Below are 18,382 nucleotides of genomic sequence, written 5' to 3' on the forward strand. Positions count from 1 at the left end.
TTTATAGAGGAATGGATAATTGGACGTGACAACCGGAAACAGACTCTTTCTCCTGTCTGTTTTCGATCGTAATACCGATTTCCGTATTGTACAAAGTCTTTAATATTTCGAACTCATTGGTGACGGCACGGATACCGAAGCCTCCATTTGCCTCTGTTTTCAATCCGGGACCATCGTCAGTGATATCGATTATCAACAACTGATCCTGCAAAGATAATCGAATTATGATTTCTCCCGTACCGCGCGGAGCGATTCCGTGCTTAACAGCGTTTTCAACGAAAGGTTGTATCAGCATTCCCGGTATTTCGATTGCATCCGGCTCGATATTCTGATCGACAGTCAACGAGTAAGAGAAAGGATAACGAAGTTGTTCGAGTTTCAGATACAGTTCCAGTTGCTCGATCTCATCCGAGAGAGGAACCAGTTTCTTTTCGGATGTAGCCAGAACTTTGCGCAGTAAACGTGAGAAATCGATCAGGTATTTGTTCGCCTCCTGATTGGCCGAGCGATTGATCAGATTCTGTATCGAACTTAGCGCATTAAAGATGAAATGCGGGTTCATCTGGGAACGAATGGCACGGAGTTCGAGTTCGCGGATATGACGGCGGTTACGTTCCTGCTTCTGTTTGTTTTTGTTTCGGAAATAGTATATGATACCGATGATTGCTGCGATTAGGAGCGCACCTAAAATGCCCTCCTTGAATCCTTTCATAAAATCGTTGAAAGATTTGTCTTCTCTGTTCAGGTCTTTTTTTATTAATTCAAGGATTGGCTCGGTGTTTAAATATCCGAAATCCCGATGGATAATCGTCCCGTCTTCGCGCATCAGGACCGTCAGTAAAGAGATTCCCTTATTATAAATTAAATCCTTTTCGACCTTTTCGGGTATGGCTTTAAACGGTTTTACCACTTTCGCGTTGTGAGCTTTAAAATGTGCGTAAAGTTCGAATTGGACGATAGAGGCCAACCCTTCTGTTTTGAGTTGTTTTTCCAAGTCGAGTGCCGTTTGCAGGCTCATTCCGCCAAGACCATCGGGGGTGGATACATATAGCAGGATGTATTTCCGGTCGCTTCCTTTCACCAGATGCAGGCTGTCGGTTACGATTAGACCGGTTTCCTTGATATTCTTTCCATATTCGAAAGGTAATAGTTTATTGTATGCTCTTTTTACTTCGTTTGTCAGGCTGGTATCTGGACAGGAAGCGATAAAATCGTTATAATCATCTTCTATTTCATGTAGTGTCTTACTATACATCAAACTTGTCAAGTTCGCTCCGTTTACAAAGTATTTAGGATAGCCAGAGAAGATTTGTTTATTTAGCAGATAGTCTTCTTGTGGAGTTATTTTTTGTTTGTTCAGACACAGATTGTCCGATTTGAGCTCCTGCTTTTTATAGGTAGCATACATATGCAGGAAAAAACCGTAATGTGCTGAATAAGGATTCTTCAAGTGGTAGGCATTATCAATAAGCGGATTGACTGATGCGAAAGGAGGAGCTTGCCAATCGAGTAAACTGCTATCATACCAGGCTTCTTTGTTGCTCTTAAACATGTAGCACCGTAGGATAAATCCTCCTTTGAAATACTGTTCCGATAATTCAAATACTCTCTTCCAATAAGGATCCATTTTCTTAAAATCTTTTTCTAAGGTAGTTTGAAAAAGAGAATCACGGTGCTGAAAGGATTTTTTTAACTCGTCAGGAGAAATGTTGCCGTATTCAGAATTGTAATAAGAAAATCGTTGAGTGTTGTATTGTAGGTTATTCTGTTCACTACCTCGTCCCTCGTAACGATAGGTATGTGCATTCGTAAATGCCTCTTTGTCTTGAATAATGGAATCTCCCGGAGTAAGCAGAAGTTTTATTCGTTCTCCTACTTTATATTCTGTCGGGTAAGCGATAAATATTTTCTTGTGAATAGTCGAATCTTTAGATGTATCGAGACCATAATTACTACAGGTAAATTCTGTATTCGGAGGAAGAGCAAATGAGGCATCCACAACCCGTGTATCCGGTGCGAATAAGATAGTTCCATCTGTTTTCCATTTGGTCAGGATATCGTAGGTTATCGGAGTCAGTAACTGTTCCAGGTTAACCGAGTCGCGGATAGTAATTGCCATATAATCGGATAATCTTTCCGATCTTACACCGAAAGGAACATACGTTTTCGAATAGGAATAGGATGAGTTCTCTTTATCGAATACGAGTGGTTTCCGGCTTTTCCGGTCGTACGTGACACGTAAAATCTGTTTGTCTGACGTATTATTTTCGAAAGCAAAATCCTGCTGATAACGGCTGTCGAAATAATAAAAGCCGGGTTTCTCTTTGGCGTTATGGCAATCGTACAGGTTATCCAGCGTATAGTCGATAGAAATGGACTTGTCTGTTTTTTCTGCTACTGTAGCTAGTATGGTTATCCGGCGTATATTCTCCGCCCTCCAAGGGATTTCTTTTTTAATCCCCGGAGCGATATAGGGATAGTAATGGACAGTTTCGAGGGTTATCCAATCTCCCTTTTTCAGTGAGTCGGGATTGTAAGGGACGAATGTGTCCGCCCAGCCGTTCCATGTCAGGCACAGGAATAAAAATAAGAGTCTCGCTTTCATAACTGTAAATTTAAATGAAAAATCTGATTACAGTTCAAAAGTATAGGCGAAAGACTCTTATCTGTTTGAACAATGAGTAAATGGCAAGTTCTGATGAGTATCAGGATTTATTTTAAACTTTTGTTTGTAGAGGATATTTTTGCTGTTAATCGGTATACAGTTTGTATGCTCCTTGGAAACTCATTTTGATAGCCAAGGCGAATGATATTCCACCGACGATTGTTCCGAAGGCAAGTAATGAAAGGGCATTAGGTTCGGTTCCTAGTGGAAATTCATCATACTCGGAGAGGGCTGCTGCTATAAAAAATGAAGAAAAGAAACACAAAACAACTCCCAGTACAAGGCTTATCCATGCAGTTTTTTGAATCAATTGTTTGATAAGTATGCTTATTAAAATGACCGCTATTGAAAGAAGAATGAAAGGAATTGTCCATTTCCCTTTACTTCCTATTTCGAAGATTGCGTCGAAAATAGTCGGTACAGCCAAAATCAACAGGAACCAAATTTCAGATATGTTATTGATAGTTTTTTGGATTCCGGGTTTTAAAGAGGTTGTGTTCATGATAATATGTTTTTGAGTGACTACTATTTAATAAACGAAGTATTCACCAGTTTTATTGTTTCAATGACTTCATGCATTAAAAATTAAGTTCTCATGCAACATATTAGTAATATCCGGCATCTATATATTTAACAATGTTATTAGATATGTTATGAAAAAGTTAGTACTCCTTTTGTTTGTTGCAAAAGAAAAAAATGCCGGGATTAACTCTCCCGGCACTCTCCCGGCAAAATAGCCAGTGCTTTGTTTTCGTTCTCTTCCATGATCTCCCTCTCCCCTGGCCCTTTGTCGTTGATGCCGCACAGATGAAGGATTCCGTGGATGATGGTACGATGCAGTTCTTCGTTGTATGGAGTTTCGAACTTCTCCGCATTTGTTTTTACCGTGTCCAGACTGATGAAAAGGTCGCCCGATATCTTGTTTCCACTGGTATAATCGAATGTGATGATATCCGTATAATAATCATGTTGCAGATACTGGCGGTTTACTTCCAGGATCTTTTCGTCGGAACAGAAGATGTAACTGATATCCCCTGTCTTTTTACCGTATGTTTCGGCAACTCTCCTGATCCAGTTGCTGACAGCCTCTTTCTTGATGGCCGGAAGTTCGATGTCTTCTGCGTAAAATGATATTGTCATAATGCTATTATTATTCTTATTTGTCTTTCTGAATGATATGTTAAAAAATATTACCCGGTATAGTATTTTCAAATACCTGCCATATTAATCCGATTTACCCGGTATAGTAGTGACATTTTGATAATCGGAAATTTGTTGTCAGGCAAAGAATATATACGTCAAAGTTATTGCGGCAATAGCCCCTACCAGGTCTGCCAACAGTGAACATTGTATGGTGTAACGGGTATTGCGGATGCCAACGCTTCCGTAATAAAGTGCGACTACGTAAAAAGTCGTATCCGTCGAGCCTTGTACGATGGAAGCCAGCCGTCCGACAAACGAATCGGCACCATAGGTATTCATCGCATCCAGCATCATTCCGCGTGCACCGCTTCCGCTAAGCGGCTTCATCAGGATGGTCGGCAGGCCACCGACAAAATCAGTATTGATCCCTAATGCACCGACACCCATACGGATTCCTTCAATGATAAAATCCATCGCTCCTGAGGCACGGAATACCCCTATCCCGACCAGTATGGCGACCAGATACGGTATAATCGTTATTGCCGTCTTAAAGCCTTCTTTGGCTCCTTCTATAAAAGTGTCATACACATTGATTTTTTTTCGTATGCCGCTGACAATGAATCCGCAGATTATAGTAAACAATAATGTGTTTGCAAACAAGGTGGAATAAAGCGAAACCTGTTCCTGTTCCAATGAGTTGAACAACCAGACCAGTCCGCCTATAAAGGCAGCCAGGCCTCCGAAGAACAGGACCAGATTTCTTTGGAGTATATTGATGCGTTGTTTGATGCAGACGGCCAGTATGGCAACCAATGTGGATGAAAATGTTGCTAGCATAATCGGCAGGAAAACGTCCGATGGATTGGCTGCCCCCATCTGTGCCCGGTACATCATGATAGTGATTGGGATAAGGGTTAATCCCGAAGCATTGATGCAAAGGAACATAATCATCGGGTTGCTGGCAGAATCCTTTTCAGTATTCAGTTCTTGTAGTTGCTGCATTGCTTTCAGCCCCATCGGTGTCGCTGCATTGTCCAGTCCCAGCAGGTTGGCGGAGATATTCATAAAAATAGAACCTGTCACCGGATGCTCTTTCGGTATGCCCGGGAAGAGCTTGCTGAAAACCGGTGCCCCCAACCGGGCAAACGACTGGATGACTCCCCCCCTTTCGCCAATCTTCATAATTCCCAGCCAGAGTGACAAGATACCGGTCAGTCCGAGCGATATCTCGAATCCGGTCTTGGCAGACACAAAAGAGGAATTGATAATCTCTGTGAAGACAACCGTATCTCCGGCAAAGATAAGTTTGCCCAGCGCGACGACGAAAGCGATTAGAAAGAAAGCGATCCAGATGTAGTTCAGAACCATAATTAATGGGTTTTTGTTTGAGCGTTGATAAATTGCAATACCGATCAATATGATCTTTATAGAATATAATTTGACAAATTTAGAAATTAATGATCAATTATTTTCTATTTCTATTGGATGAATTGCAAATATGTCTGATATAAAAATGTAATATTCATATATTAATCAGCTATAAGGGGAGCTGTTTAGGAGGTCGGTTGGGATAACTATTAAAAAAGTAACAATAAATAGAGTACAATTTTTTATTATTGAAGTCTAATATATAAAGTTGTAGACATTAACGAAGAAACAAATACGATCGTCGCTACCTGAGTGGAAAATGATGATCCGGTTATAAGATTTAAAATATAGTAGGAGTATGAATGCTTTTTGTTATTGCATATTATTAACAATCATTCTCTTATCTTGTCACAACGAGCAGAAAGAGAAGACAAAACAGATTACACATTTGGTGAATGAATGGCAGGGGAAACAAATTGTGTTTCCTGAAAATCTGATTTTCACACGTTATCTGATAGATACTACGGATTTCCAAATTCCGCAATCAGGATACAAAGTATTAATATATGTAGATTCTATGGGCTGTACCGGTTGTAAACTGCGGCTTCATAAATGGAAGGAACTGATTGAATACACCGATTCAGCAACACAGGGAAAGGTTCCTTTTCTCTTCTTCTTACATTCAAAAGATACGAACGAAATACATTCTCTGTTAAAATATGAGGTTTTCGATCGTCCAGTCTGTATTGACATAGACGACCGAATAAACAAATTAAATAAGTTCCCGGCTGATATAAGATGTCAGACATTTTTGCTGGATAAGGATAATAAAGTCGCTATCTTGGGTAACCCTGTATATAATACAGCAGTCAAAGACTTGTATCTGAAAAAAATTACAGGTAAAGATAACTCAAACAAAAACATACCGAAAACAACAGTAGAAGTTACTCAAACTGTAATTGACTTCGGAATTTTCGATAAATCGGAGACAAAAGAAATAACCATAGATATTAAAAACACAGGGAAGACTCCCCTTGTGATCATGGATGTAAGTACTACCTGTGGTTGCACGGTAACTACATATGAGAAACAGCCAGTCCAACCTGGAGAATCTCTCTGGGTACAAATCAAGATGTCACCGAAAGATACAGGTTTCTTCGATGAAGTTGTGACAATCAGGTATAACAGTATAAATAATCAACCTGTCAAAGTTAAAATTAAGGGGAATGTTCAGTGATCGAATGAATGGGAGTTTGCTACACAACCGCAAAATAGTCAAGCAAACTCCCGGAGACCCCAAGAAAGGAGGTGTATGATGGTAATATAACCTGCAAAAACAGAATGAACTATGGTTCATTCGACTATCTGAACTAAATAACAGTAGGCAAAGGTAGAAAATTAACAAATTTATAACTTAATAAAACAATAAGATCATGAAGAAAAAGATCTTTGGGGCAGTTTTTATCACTGCTATGGCTATTATAGCCGGCTGGAATTTCAACCAGAGCAAAAATGAAACACAACTTTTGGATTTGGCTATGGCTAATGTGGAGGCATTGGCTAGTGGTGAAGATACTTCAGGAAAAATATGTTTCTACCCTGGTACTTCAAATTATGATGAGCTTATACCATGTGATGCAGCATATCCTAATATAGGTAAATGTAAAGAGCGTCAATGGAGATACTATTCTAAAGATAAAGCTCAATGTTTTGAATAAGTAATACTTTATAATTTAGAGGATAGAACTATGTTGAAATTCAATTTCCTGTCATCCTAGATCGGGTCTGCTATAACGAAACAGTATTTTGACATACCTCTACCCTCTAATTACAATTAGATATTAATATGAGAACAATTAACATTATCATTTCAGTTATATTTCTTAGTCTATTTATTTGTTGTAATTTAGATAATTGTGATAAGAAATACTTTAATGGTGAAATTCAGTATTTCGATGAAAACAGTGTGATAACAAGGGATGTTAATAGTAAAATTCTTACATTGAATGGAAATAATACAGGCATGATAGCCGTATATGATTCGTTGTTGATTTGTTGGAATCCTGGTTATCAAAATCATTTCTTTAAGATTTTTAATGTGGATACTGGAGATGAAATAGGATCCTTCTGCAATAAGGGACGGGGTGACAATGAGGTTATATCCGTTGGTTGCATAGCGCAATTGTTTAAAAAAGGAGACGATATAATGACTTTACTTTATGCCTCTAATGAAGGTAAACTGTTTTTATGGAATATCAGTCAGTCAATAGAAAAAAATACGACAGTATATGATACAATTGTTCCATATAATAATGATCGTATTTTCTTCGAATTTTATCAATCTGATAATATACTTTTTGCTTATAAACCTGCTGAATATTTGAATACAAATGAAGCAACCACTCCATATTATGAAAAACGTACAATTTCTACAAATGAGCTAATGCAGGATTATCCAATTTACAAAACAAAGTCTGTACAAAACAATGATGTAAATGAAAGAAATCCTGTAAACTTATTTTTTTATACATGGGATGTAATGAATCCAAATGGATCTAAGATAGTCCAGGTAATGAAATATCTTCCGCAAATAAATATCTTAGACGTTTCTACAGGAAACCTTACGGGATATAGGATGAAAAATAGTCCTGATTTTTCTCTTTTGGAATCGAGTATGGAGTCTATGGATGTGTATTATAATTGTGTACATGCAGATGAAAACTATATTTATGCAGCCTACTGGGGAAGAGAAGCATGGGATGACCGTCTTGGTGTTGAACTCCCGAAGTTTAATATAATACATGTATTTGATTGGAACGGTAAACTTCTTTATAAGCTTACAACTGATCGCTCTTTCTATCGTGTATGGTTAGATCCGGTTAGAAAACGATTATATACAATAAATTTGAATAATGACGAAGTGTATTATTTAGATTTAGAAGATTTATCTTTGGATAAAATAAATCCTATTTTTTAAGTAAGTTGCATTTTAATGGATTTTTTTATAGATTATCAATGAAACATCCGCTATTTTTACAAACAATCTTAATCTTGTCCTTTATCCTTACAGCTTGTTCTTCTCCAGACGACCGACGTTTGGAACAAGCTCTTGTTTTTGCAGGAAGTAACCGTGGTGAATTGGAAAAGGTATTGTCTAATTATACTGATGAACCGGAGAAACTGGAAGCTGCACGGTTTTTGATCAGAAACATGCCACGATGGTATGGCTATAAAGGATGGCAATTGGATTCAATTAAACCGGTATTGGTACAAGGAGCCAAAGATAGATTCTTTAACAAAGATGTCGTGCAAAAATGGCAAAATGTTTCTTTTAATTCATTGCAGAAAGTATATGATTGTCATGTTATTACTGCTGATTATCTGATAGAAAATATAGATCTGGCTTTTGATGTTTGGAAACGATATCCTTGGAACAAACATGTCGGGTTTGATGATTTTTGCGAATATATTCTTCCTTATCGAATAGGTGATGAACCGCTATCGTCGTGGAGAAAGCTATACCATGACTATTACTCGACAATGGTTGACACTGTTTATCAGGGAAATGATGTATTGGAGGCTTTAAAGATTATAAATATTAGTTTGAATTGGGTTAATTGTGTTTGGAGTACAGAGTTTTCTTTGCCCCATCAAAGTGCAGACTTTCTTTTTTATCATCGGGTAGGCTATTGTCGGGATGCCTCGGATATTACTATTTACGCCATGCGGTCGTGTGGCATTCCGGTTACGGCAGACTTTTTCGTTTATTCTCCGGAATATCAACGAAGCCATGAATGGAACTGTCTGCTTGATACTACAGGCTTATTTATTCCGTTTGCGATGAACGAACAGGCTGCTGAACGGAATAGGAAAAATACGGATGGAAGGAAGAAAGGAAAAATATATCGTTTTTGTTACGGATTACAAGAGGAACGATTCCCCGGAATTACAGCAGATGAAAAAGTGCCCGGTTTATTTAGAAATCGTTTCATAAAAGATGTGACAAAATATTTCTTTGAAAATGAAGTATGTATTCAGGTTCAGAATAAGAAAGAACCTTATGTCTATTTAGGCGTCTTCAGTCCGGAGGGATGGGTTCCTATTGATATCGCACGAAATAAGGGAGGAGAAGCCGTTTTTCAGAATATTGAGCCGAATATTATTTATCAACCACTCGTATCGGATGGCATCCATCATCAACCTGCCGGATATCCATTTATTTATAGGGAAAATGGAGTACATTATTTGGAACCAAATACTGTTTCTTGGAAAACAGCCTTGTTAAAAAGAAAAATGTCAATGGTAAAAAAGATCAAGGAAGGATTATATAAGAATATTATCGGAGCAAAAATAGAAGGTGCCAATCAGCTGTCTTTTGCTGATGCCGAATTGTTGTACCAGTTTAATGATACGTTGCCCACACATTATAATGTATTGGAATCATATAATTTGGATAAAAAGTATAGGTACATACGCTATGTATCTCCATTGTATAGACCTTTGGAATTAGCAGAAATAACTGTTTATAGTGATACGGCCTGTAGGCAAGCAGTTCCTTTACACATTGTGGATTTACCCGATCCTATGCATGCGCAGGAAAATTGTATAGATGGAAATATTCTTACCTATTTTCGAACTCTTGATGTCAATCGTTCAATTGTTTTTGATATGGAAAAAACCACAGCTGTCAAAAGATTTATTTTCTTTCCACGTAATGATGATAATTATGTTTGGCCGGGAGACGAATATGAACTTTTCTACCAGGATGGAATAAATGGATGGAAAACACTCGGTGTTCAAACAGCAACCGGATGGGAACTGGAGTATCGCGTACCGGATAATGCATTGTTATGGTTACGTGACCGGACTAAAGGGCGTGAGGAACAGGTTTTTATTTATAAGGATGGAAAACAGTATTTTACGGTTGATTTGTGAAATGTAACGATATATAAGAGACTCATTCCTCATTGTGAGTGGAGAATATGGACAAAAATAGGAATTAATTAACAATAGATTTGTATTTTTGCCTGAATAATAAAACGTAAAGACTTATGGCAAAGATATTAGTAACCTACGACATGTTCCGCGAAGGGTTCACCGAGCTGGAAAGCAATTATGACGTGACTTTTCCCGAAGGAAGAGATTTCACCTATGAAGAAGTGTTGGAAATGATTCCGGAATACGATGTTCTATGTTCCATGTTCGACTTTCCGGTGAATAAGGAACTGGTCGACCATGCCCCGAATCTGAAGTTGGTAGCCAACTACGCGGTGGGTTATAATAATATAGATGTGGCGTATTGCCTGGAAAAAGGTATCACCGTAGCCAATACTCCCGACCCCGTCACCGCCCCTACCGCCAACCTGGCTTTGGGACTGATGATCGATACCGCCCGCCGTATCACCGAATGCGACCGCAAACTGCGTACGCTCGGCAAAGAGATGAAGGTGGGTGTACTCGAAAATCTCGGCGTGAATATTACCGGACAGACACTCGGTATCATCGGCATGGGACGTATCGGAAAAGCGTTGGCCAAACGTGCGAATGCCTGCGGTATGGAAGTGGTTTACCATAACCGTCGCCCACTTTACGTGGAGGAAGAGACGAAACTGAATGTGATGTACGTCTCTAAGGAAGAGCTGTTGGCGAAGTCCGATTTTGTCTCCCTGAATGCTCCTTATACTCCCGATACCTACCATATCATCGGCGAAGCGGAACTGAAGCAGATGAAACCGTCGGCTATCCTGATTAATACCGCCCGTGGCCCGCTGGTGGACGAACATGCGCTGGTAAAGGCCTTGCAGGACGGAACGATTCATGGCGCCGGACTGGATGTATTTGAATTTGGCGACTATCCGCTGCCCGAATTGCTGGAAATGGAAAATGTGGTACTGACGCCTCATATCGGCACGCAGACGATGGATGTACGTATCGTTATGGCACGTACCGTTTGCAACAACGTAATCGGATTCCTGGAAGGCGACCGTCCTGTGTCACGCGTCATGCGTCCATGACGGCAGCTTTTGTGTTGAGCGAACTTCTCTCGGTGGCGAATCCGGAGAAGGCCGCTTTCCTGCAACGTTTTTTCAAGACGGGGCCCGGTGAGTATGCCGAAGGAGATGTGTTTCTCGGGCTGGTCGTTCCCCTCACCCGCAGTATTGCAAAAGCGAATAAGCAGACGCCTTTATCCGAGTTGCAGCTATTGATTGAAAGTGAATACCATGAAGCTCGCCTTTGTGCCCTGCTGATTGCGGTCGAGCAGTTCAAGAAGGCCTCTGAGGCCGACCGTAAGAAATTGTATGATTTCTATCTGGATAATGCCCGGCGCATCAATAACTGGGACCTGGTAGACGTTACCTGCCCACATCTGGTAGGCCTTTACCTGCTGGATAAAGACCGCACCCGATTATATGAACTGGCGGATAGCGACTGTTTGTGGGAGCAGCGGATTGCTATGGTTTCTACCGTCACTTTCATCCGTAACCGCGAATATACCGATACATTGGCATTGGCAGAAAAGCTGATGACGCATACACATGACCTGATGCATAAAGCGGTGGGTTGGATGCTCCGCGAAGTCGGCAAAAAAGACCGGGAAACATTAACCGACTTTCTCGAAAAACACGCTACACGCCTCCCCCGCACAGCTCTCCGTTATGCCATCGAACATTATCCGGAGGAACAACGGCAGTATTTCCTGAAGAAGAAGTAATGTATGAATGAAGAAATAAAAGAAAAACTCCGCCGGTGGGCGAATGAATATAATGTTAGCGGTTTTATCAAGGACGATCCTGTCCAGTTTCCCCATCGGTACACGGAGAAAAGGGATATTGAGGTGTCTGCTTTTATTACCTCCTGGATTTCTTACGGACGCAGGGAACTAATCCTCCGGAAAGCGAACGAACTGCATGATGCAATGGGCCTTAGTCCTTACCGTTGGATTAGGAATGAAGGATATAAGAACTTGGCGGGAAATTCGGTAGAACTCGGTAAGAGAGATACTTTTTACCGTTTCTACACCTACTCCCATCTACGTCAGTTGTGCGACCGGCTGAAAAGTATTTATGAAGAATATGACTCGCTGGAAGATGCTTTGTCTGCCAGCCCTTATCCGAATCCGGTGACAAAGATACAGGATATTTTCTCAGGAATCGAAGGGATTCCCGTACTGACGGGGACGTCTGCCTGTAAACGTCTTGCCATGTTCCTCCGGTGGATGGTCCGGAAAGATGGTATTGTCGACTTCGGCATCTGGGAAACAGCCATCAAACCGCATGAGTTAATCATCCCTTTAGATACCCACGTCCATCAGATTTCGCTGGAACTGGGATTGACTGAGCAAAAGAATGCTACCCTCAAAACCGCCGTCGAGATTACCGAAGCCTTAAAGAAGGTATTCCCTGATGACCCGTGTCTGGGGGATTTCGCTTTGTTCGGGTATGATATAAACCGGAGGTAAACTATATCCAACCCTGGCATCTTTTAGCGTCAATTAAGGGAGAAACTAATCCTCGGGTCATGACTTTGTATTATTCCCTGTACACCCTGGCTTATTAAGGTGTACACCTTGCGTAACTATCCTGTACACCCTGATCGATTATCCTGTACAGGGTAGTTTTAGTGGGTAAGGACTTTCGGGCTAGTTCCTTATTACTTTGAAGTTAGTTGTATACTATATTCGGGTTAGTTCTTACCCGGAGCATCTGTGTTGGTGGCTGATGACAGATAAGGTTGCAGATGAAAAGAATGTATCTGCAACCTTATATTTGTTGATTGATCGTAGTTTATGGGAAGAGGTGACAGATGGCAGATTGTTTCCAGAAACTTTATGTAGAACTATTTAATCTCTGCGCAATTCACCTGCGGTGTCCGGATACCCGGCTTCAGTTCACCGTTGACGATGATCAGGCTGTCACCTTTCAATACGGCTCCTGCCCCGGCACGGGCTAACTGTTCGTAATCTCCCTGCTCGGTCCATTCTTTGGTAAATGTGTTGTATTGTAAGAGGAATGTATTGAATTTGTACCATTCCACCGGATAATGCATGTACTCTTTTCCCTCTTTTATCAGCCTTTCGAGTCCTTCGAACTCTAATCTTTCTTCGGCCCGCTCCATATAGATGGAACGGTTGAGGGCTGTTAAGAAACGGCCGTAGTTGACGCCGCCCATAAGTAGGATTGAACTGTCGCCGTAAGCAATTGCGCAACCTCCGGTGAAGGTACGCCAGACTTGGCCCTTGACTGAAGGCAATTTAGTCTCCGTAGTCCAACTTTTTGTAGCCGGATGGTATGAGAGCATATCTGAAGAGACAATTGCATCTACATCCTTTCCATACGCATCCTTGGAAACAGGCTGAAAGCCGCTCGACAGGTAAATACGTACTCCGTCGGCCGACTGTTGGGCGGCTAAGACCGGTTGAAGGCGCGTCTGACCGGGGAAGTCCGGCAGTTTTTCCCAGTTTCCATCGAGGTTTTTGTTCAGTTTCATTGAATAGAAGCTATGACCAGGTTTCCCGTTCTCATTTCCTCCGGCTACATAGATCGTGTGGTCGATATAGGCCGCAGAAAGATTATCCATCGATACGGGAAGTGTATCCAATTTGCAAATGTGTGCCTTTTCATCGGACCTGGACATGGACAGCAGATAGACATCGGCTAAAAAATCGGTGCTGTTGTTTCCCCCTATGCAGACGATACCTTCCGGCGTCGTGACGGAGGCTCCGTAGGCAACTGGAAGAGGCAGGTTACCGGCTTTCTGCCATTGGGCGTTTTTGTCTGAAAGGTCGAGGGCGAATATATCGCTGTAATATCGTTTGGCTCCTCCCTCGGTGACCGGTTTGTCGGGGAAATTACAACCGCCGGCAACCAGCAGTATTCCGTTACTGATGCCGACAAAAGGGGCTGAAACCCCTAATGAGGCGGTGTCTGCCATGCCCGGCAAATCGGGTAGTTTATTCCAGGTACAGGTAATCATATGATTCGGTTTAGATGTTGGTGGCTGACTGCATCCGGCTAACATGACTGCCAGCAGGAGAAGACATCCGGTTAATATGGATTTGTTGTGCATGATACTATTGTTTCTTTGTCCTGAATGTTGAAGCCGGGAGTTCATCGCTGTTGACCAGGTTGGCACGGGTGAATGGTTGCCAGCCGTAGCGGACCAGCTTCGGATTCGTAACCTTCTCACTGCGGATTATCACCTTTCCATCGATTATTTCGGCCTGGGCGGGGAAGAATAACCCGTCGTGTTCCGCTATTTCGAATGTGCGTATCGGCTGCCCGTCGGAGGTGTGCAGGCCGTCGGCATAATCGAAGGTGATGTAGGTGGCGTTGTCCCTGAATTCGACTGAACGGAATAAAGGACCTGACGGAGTGAGTGCATGTCCGTATGTCTTGTTGAGTGCCCAACGGGCCAGGCGTTCCCCTATTTCGCGTTTGTATACCGGATGCACATTCAACGAATCTCCCCGGTCGCTGCTGACGGCCATGCCGCTGTTCGGAATCGTCTCCATCAGTTCACGTTGGCTGTTGCGGAACCAGGTCCAGCTCGGACGGTCGATGCTCGATAGCTGAACGTAATAGAACGGAAACTCTTCTCCCCAGTTTTTGCGCCAGCTTTCCACCAGCAACGGGAACAAACGTTCGTGTGTTTCGATATTCTGGGCATTCGATTCGCCCTGGTACCAGATGACTCCTTTGATCGGATATTGTTGCAATGGCTGGATTCCCGTTTCGTACAGATAGCAAGGCTCATACGGATGGCGTTGCAGTTTGTCGGATGATTTCTTCGTGTTGAGAACCGCACGACCGCGTACCCAGTCCTGGATAAAGTCGTTCTGTGTCCAGTTGTACAGTATATCGGTAAATTCGAATTCCAGTGTTTTCCGGTCTATCCAGGCTTCGGTACCCGACCCCCCTATGGCATTCAGGACGAGTCCGACCGGAACTTGCAGGCTGTCCGACAACATCCGTCCGAAGGCAAAGGCTACGGCCGAGAACTTATCGGCTGTCTGTTCGTTGCATGGTGTCCACCGGGTGTCGTGGTAATATTGCAGGCGGTTGAGGGAATCCATGGCAGAAATGTCCCATTCCACCGCATTCGTATACCAGCGGGGCTGCATATTGAAGAGACGTATCTGTGGCTGGCTGTCCGCATATTCGAGTAGTTCCTTACGCTGGCTGTCTGCCAGTTCGTCTACCCGGAAAGCCATGTTGGACTGCCCGGAACAGAGCCATACTTCGCCGACCAGTACCTCTTTATAGGTCAGTTTCTGTGAAGCCGGTGCTTTCTTTTTGCTTTTCTTTTCAGTGGCGGGCGAGGCTTCGATGGTCAGTTCATAAGGACCTCCTGCCTGTAACGGGTCGAGCGTGACAGACCATTTGCCGTTGGAGGCGGTTACAGACTCTTTCTTTTGTCCGGCAATCTGCACGGTTACTTTCTCACCGGCATTGGCAGTCCCGGAGATGAGTAAAGGTTTTTCCCGCTGTAAGACCATATTGTCGGAGTACGTAGCAGGCATACGGAGACCTCCGTAGTTGCCGGTCAGTTCCCCGTAAACCGTTTTGGCGAGGATACCGGCTCCTTCCGTGTTCGGATGAAGGGCATCGGGTAACAGGTCAGGGCGGTTGTACAGGCCTTCCTGCAAGTCAATCAGTCCGGTGTTGGCCAGCCGGGCTATTTCTTCGATTGTCTCCTGCTCCAGCCAGTACCAGTCACGGGTACCCGATTTGAAACGCGGATGCCGGTGTGAGATGGGGGTCATCCGGCAAATCCATATCCGACAATCCGGATTAGCTTTGCGGAACGACGCTATCAGGGAAAGATAGTCTTTCACGAAATGATCCCGGTAGTTGGGCCAGTTGCGTGGGTCGGTATCGTTCAGTCCGAGATGGATGACTACCCTGTCGCCGGCAAAGTCGAGTGCCGCTTTGTATTCTTCCTGCTCGCAGTAAGGGCGATGTCCTTTGTTGAGCAGCGTGGCACCGCTTTTACCGAAATTCACCACTTCGTAGTCGTCTCCCAGCATGCGTTGCAGTTGAGCCGGGTAAGAATTGACCTCCCGGTTCTCTATGCCTGCACCGTATGTCACGCTATTACCTACACAAGCTACCTTAATCTTATTCTGACCGTAGGCAGTTGTGCAAAGTAACAGGCATAATAGTAAAAGAGTTTTTTTCATTGTATGATAGTCTGTTTATTTCTTTTTATCCGGTGAATAGACCAGGCCGTCTACCGCCTTTTCACCATCCGGGGTGACAAAGACGAATGTGAACATCCATTTGTTTAGCCTGACTTCGGGAAGCGTGAACTTTCCGACGGGAAGTTTCAGGAAAACCTTGTTCCATCCCTTTTGCAGGTGTACTCTGAGTGGTTCCCTGGCAACACAGTTCTCATTCCCCAGCGCGATTTCATTCGATTTTACGGTATGGGTCGCAGTCCATTCCGGCGGAAGCAGTTCTTGGTCGTTCAGCCATACGCGACTACCTTTGTAGTCCCACTTGCCCTGCGGTGGCGCCAGGTCCATTTCCGAACGGCCGTAGTTCTGGAATTCTATCCAGGCCCCTGCTTCCTGGTCTTTGGGCGAATATACCCAGGTCCAGGCATAAGCGGTATGGTTTTCTTTCGGGTCTTTGTAAAAGCCGGGAACGAGTGTGCCCCATACGTGGCGCAGATAGATTCCGGCACCGATCGTTTCGTTTGTTTCGTAGGTTTTCCCGTCGTAGGTATAGCTGTTTTGCAAGGCTGTTTCGGGCGGGAACACGCTATTCAGGTCGCCGTTATTGGGGAATGCGTCGGTGATGCGCCATTTCACGTTTGTCTGTTTTACGTATGAAAACGGATAACCTTTGAAATGATGCTCTTTATGCCAGAGCATTCGTTGTTCGAATTCGGCAAAGGAAGTGTATGCGCGGCTGTCTTCGGAAGACAGGTTGGTCCCTTCTTTATCGAAGTATTCGTAGCCTCCTCCCCGCCAGGCACGGTCGGCTATGGCGAGCATGTTGGGATACAGGTGGTTTTCCCGTATCATGTTTTCTTCCGGTTGTACCAGGCGGTCGTTCCAGACGGCCAGGATGACACCTGCCATATCATCGCTACCTTCGGTATCCCCGTAGACGGTACTGTTGTATAAAGCACGGATGTCGGCAAAGGTATCGAAATGGTTCAGATAATGGAAACGGGAGTCGATGGCCGGTATTCCCGATTGGGCTTTTCCCCGGTAACTCCACAGGTGTGTCATATCTATTTCACCCGGTTGGTAGTGCCAGCCAGGGTTCCAGGAGATTGCTTTTTTGCCTTTCGACCGGACGAATGCGACCATCTCCGGCACAAACCGGGAATTGGTGAACTCCACTTCGTCGGTCCCGATATGCAGATAAGGCGTATCGAATGTTTCGCAGACTTCTTCTATGAGCAGTTTCAGTATTTTCATCCCTTCCGGACTTTGCATGTTGTGGCGGAAGGTCCGTTCGAAAGCGGCACTGTGCCCGGGCATGTCGAGTTCAGGTATCAACATCACCTGGTGTTGTTTGCAGAAAGAAACGAGTTCTTTGGCCTCTTTCAGGGTATAATATTTGCCTGGCATGCGGGTTGTGTTGATGCTGTCGTTTATCATCGGAAAGACTTTGCTTTCCAGGCGCCAGGACTGGTTCTCGGTGAGATGCCAGTGGAAAACATTGATTTTGTAACGGGATAAAATGGCTATTTCCCGTTTCAGTTCTTCCAGGGAGATATAACTGCGGCCTACGTCCTGCATGAATCCGCGGATACGGAAGGCAGGCCAGTCTGTAATCCGACATCCCGTGATATGGGCTCTGTTTCCTTTCTTTTCCGTTAGTTGGCGAAGGGTCTGGATGGCCCAGTACACTCCCTGTTCCGTGGTGGCTTCGATGGTGATACCCTGGGAGGATACTTGCAGTTTATAGGCTTCGTTTGCGTTCAGCTTTGCTTCCGGCAGTTCTTTTACAAGTTTTATTTGTAATTTGTGTTTGCTGGTGGGGTTGATGCCGATGTTATTCTCCTGCAACCAGGCCGTAACCATCTGCTCCGTATTTCCTTCCGCCAGGAGGGCGATTTCTTTTCCGGAAAACGTTTGCTTGTTCCAGTCTACCTGTTGCGGCCAGGGAAGCAAGTGCGGAATACCGGCAGCATAGGCCACCGGTATCCATACACATAATATGAACGTTATGAACAGCTTTTGTTTCATCG

The 18,382-nt window shown here is 43.4% G+C and carries 14 protein-coding genes; 7 read left to right on the forward strand and 7 right to left on the reverse strand.

Features of this window, described 5'->3' with window-relative positions; all coding sequences use genetic code 11:
• Position 1: 1 nt before the first annotated feature.
• The 4 genes from C825_RS02125 to C825_RS02140 all read right to left on the reverse strand — a co-directional run bounded on the left by C825_RS02125 (position 2) and on the right by C825_RS02140 (position 5,176).
• Positions 2-2,605, reverse strand: coding sequence for a sensor histidine kinase (locus tag C825_RS02125; RefSeq protein WP_010801230.1), 2,604 nt, complete (start codon positions 2,603-2,605; stop codon positions 2-4).
• 145 nt (positions 2,606-2,750) lie between these two features.
• Complete coding sequence (locus C825_RS02130; RefSeq protein WP_009860519.1) at positions 2,751-3,167, reverse strand: hypothetical protein; 417 nt, start codon at positions 3,165-3,167, stop codon at positions 2,751-2,753.
• A 203-nt stretch (positions 3,168-3,370) separates the two neighbouring features.
• Positions 3,371-3,805 carry an rRNA maturation RNase YbeY gene (ybeY, locus tag C825_RS02135; RefSeq protein WP_009860521.1) on the reverse strand — a complete coding sequence of 145 codons (435 nt, stop codon included), beginning with the start codon at positions 3,803-3,805 and terminating at the stop codon, positions 3,371-3,373.
• Between the two features lie 138 nt (positions 3,806-3,943).
• Positions 3,944-5,176 carry a spore maturation protein gene (locus C825_RS02140; RefSeq protein WP_010801231.1) on the reverse strand — a complete coding sequence of 411 codons (1,233 nt, stop codon included), beginning with the start codon at positions 5,174-5,176 and terminating at the stop codon, positions 3,944-3,946.
• Between the two features lie 358 nt (positions 5,177-5,534).
• Between C825_RS02140 and C825_RS02145 the strand changes: the two genes are divergently transcribed.
• The 7 genes from C825_RS02145 (at position 5,535) to C825_RS02175 (ending at position 12,635) form a co-directional block, all read left to right on the forward strand.
• Positions 5,535-6,413 (forward strand): DUF1573 domain-containing protein, encoded by an 879-nt coding sequence (locus C825_RS02145; protein ID WP_009860523.1) that lies wholly within the window; start codon positions 5,535-5,537, stop codon positions 6,411-6,413.
• Positions 6,414-6,609: 196 nt separating this feature from the next.
• Positions 6,610-6,894: an NVEALA domain-containing protein gene (locus C825_RS02150; protein ID WP_009860525.1), complete on the forward strand. Its 285-nt coding sequence runs from the start codon at positions 6,610-6,612 to the stop codon at positions 6,892-6,894.
• Positions 6,895-7,022: 128 nt separating this feature from the next.
• Positions 7,023-8,153: a BF3164 family lipoprotein gene (locus C825_RS02155; protein WP_009860526.1), complete on the forward strand. Its 1,131-nt coding sequence runs from the start codon at positions 7,023-7,025 to the stop codon at positions 8,151-8,153.
• A 38-nt stretch (positions 8,154-8,191) separates the two neighbouring features.
• A complete protein-coding gene (locus C825_RS02160; protein ID WP_009860527.1) occupies positions 8,192-10,111 on the forward strand; it encodes a discoidin domain-containing protein in 1,920 nt (639 codons plus the stop codon).
• 116 nt (positions 10,112-10,227) lie between these two features.
• Positions 10,228-11,190, forward strand: a complete 963-nt coding sequence (locus tag C825_RS02165) for a 2-hydroxyacid dehydrogenase family protein (protein WP_010801232.1) — start codon at positions 10,228-10,230, stop codon at positions 11,188-11,190.
• The gene (locus C825_RS02170) at positions 11,187-11,888 is read left to right on the forward strand and encodes a DNA alkylation repair protein (protein ID WP_009860529.1); all 702 of its coding nucleotides are present in this window, start codon (positions 11,187-11,189) and stop codon (positions 11,886-11,888) included. Before C825_RS02165 ends, C825_RS02170 begins: the two co-directional genes overlap by 4 nt.
• A gap of 3 nt (positions 11,889-11,891) precedes the next feature.
• Complete coding sequence (locus C825_RS02175) at positions 11,892-12,635, forward strand: TIGR02757 family protein (protein WP_010801233.1); 744 nt, start codon at positions 11,892-11,894, stop codon at positions 12,633-12,635.
• Between the two features lie 377 nt (positions 12,636-13,012).
• Here the strand turns inward: C825_RS02175 and C825_RS02180 are convergent, their stop codons facing one another.
• Genes C825_RS02180 through C825_RS02190 form a run of 3 tightly spaced genes read right to left on the reverse strand, consistent with a single transcriptional unit; the run spans position 13,013 to position 18,380 of the window.
• Entirely contained in the window at positions 13,013-14,242 is a 1,230-nt protein-coding gene (locus tag C825_RS02180; protein ID WP_010801234.1) for a cyclically-permuted mutarotase family protein, read from the reverse strand.
• A gap of 4 nt (positions 14,243-14,246) precedes the next feature.
• On the reverse strand, positions 14,247-16,355 hold the full coding sequence (locus tag C825_RS02185; RefSeq protein ID WP_010801235.1) for a GDSL-type esterase/lipase family protein: 2,109 nt from the start codon (positions 16,353-16,355) through the stop codon (positions 14,247-14,249).
• Positions 16,356-16,370: 15 nt separating this feature from the next.
• The gene (locus C825_RS02190; RefSeq protein ID WP_010801236.1) at positions 16,371-18,380 is read right to left on the reverse strand and encodes a family 20 glycosylhydrolase; all 2,010 of its coding nucleotides are present in this window, start codon (positions 18,378-18,380) and stop codon (positions 16,371-16,373) included.
• Positions 18,381-18,382: the final 2 nt, after the last annotated feature.

Origin of the sequence: Parabacteroides sp. ASF519 (assembly GCF_000364265.2) — a bacterium.
Lineage (GTDB): Bacteria > Bacteroidota > Bacteroidia > Bacteroidales > Tannerellaceae > Parabacteroides > Parabacteroides goldsteinii.

Coding starts and splice junctions, on each gene's coding strand:
- C825_RS02165 (WP_010801232.1), top strand. CDS start 10,228: ATGGCAAAGATATTAGTAACCTACGACATGTTCCGCGAAGGGTTCACC.
- C825_RS02190 (WP_010801236.1), bottom strand. CDS start 18,380: ATGAAACAAAAGCTGTTCATAACGTTCATATTATGTGTATGGATACCG.
- ybeY (WP_009860521.1), bottom strand. CDS start 3,805: ATGACAATATCATTTTACGCAGAAGACATCGAACTTCCGGCCATCAAG.
- C825_RS02125 (WP_010801230.1), bottom strand. CDS start 2,605: ATGAAAGCGAGACTCTTATTTTTATTCCTGTGCCTGACATGGAACGGC.
- C825_RS02145 (WP_009860523.1), top strand. CDS start 5,535: ATGAATGCTTTTTGTTATTGCATATTATTAACAATCATTCTCTTATCT.
- C825_RS02170 (WP_009860529.1), top strand. CDS start 11,187: ATGACGGCAGCTTTTGTGTTGAGCGAACTTCTCTCGGTGGCGAATCCG.
- C825_RS02155 (WP_009860526.1), top strand. CDS start 7,023: ATGAGAACAATTAACATTATCATTTCAGTTATATTTCTTAGTCTATTT.
- C825_RS02185 (WP_010801235.1), bottom strand. CDS start 16,355: ATGAAAAAAACTCTTTTACTATTATGCCTGTTACTTTGCACAACTGCC.
- C825_RS02140 (WP_010801231.1), bottom strand. CDS start 5,176: ATGGTTCTGAACTACATCTGGATCGCTTTCTTTCTAATCGCTTTCGTC.
- C825_RS02160 (WP_009860527.1), top strand. CDS start 8,192: ATGAAACATCCGCTATTTTTACAAACAATCTTAATCTTGTCCTTTATC.
- C825_RS02130 (WP_009860519.1), bottom strand. CDS start 3,167: ATGAACACAACCTCTTTAAAACCCGGAATCCAAAAAACTATCAATAAC.
- C825_RS02180 (WP_010801234.1), bottom strand. CDS start 14,242: ATGCACAACAAATCCATATTAACCGGATGTCTTCTCCTGCTGGCAGTC.
- C825_RS02150 (WP_009860525.1), top strand. CDS start 6,610: ATGAAGAAAAAGATCTTTGGGGCAGTTTTTATCACTGCTATGGCTATT.
- C825_RS02175 (WP_010801233.1), top strand. CDS start 11,892: ATGAATGAAGAAATAAAAGAAAAACTCCGCCGGTGGGCGAATGAATAT.